The sequence below is a fragment of the Achromobacter sp. SIMBA_011 genome, assembly GCF_046535435.1.
GTDB lineage: Bacteria > Pseudomonadota > Gammaproteobacteria > Burkholderiales > Burkholderiaceae_B > Achromobacter > Achromobacter dolens.
Genome location: NZ_JAWRWN010000115.1, coordinates 1 through 368, shown reverse-complemented (window position 1 = coordinate 368; position 368 = coordinate 1). Strand labels below are relative to the sequence as shown.

At 59.8% G+C, this 368-nt stretch carries 1 protein-coding gene; it reads left to right on the top strand.

Annotated features, from left to right (window positions below; genetic code table 11):
- Positions 1 to 70 precede the first annotated feature (70 nt).
- Positions 71 to 368, top strand: a 298-nt coding sequence (smpB, locus tag SB816_RS30165) for an SsrA-binding protein SmpB (protein ID WP_410548012.1), incomplete at its 3' end; no start/stop codon positions are given.

Below are 368 nucleotides of genomic sequence, written 5' to 3'. Positions count from 1 at the left end.
ACGCAAGCCGGGCGATTCACGCCCCGCTTTGCTAAAATCGTGATTTTAAACGAGTTGGCCCAATCCTTTCATGAGCATCATCGACAACAGGAAAGCGCACTTCGATTATCACATCGAGGAACGCTATGAAGCCGGGCTCGTGCTCGAGGGCTGGGAAGTCAAGGCGCTGCGCGCCGGGCGCGGCCAGATCAAGGAGGGCTACGTGGTGGTGAAGAACGCCGAGATCTTCCTGATCGGCACCCACATCAGCCCGCTGCCCGAAGCCTCGACGCACATCAAGCCCGATCCGGTCCGCACGCGCAAGCTGCTGCTGCACCGTGAGGAAATCAAGAAACTGATCGGCAAGGTCGAGCAGCGCGGCTACACGC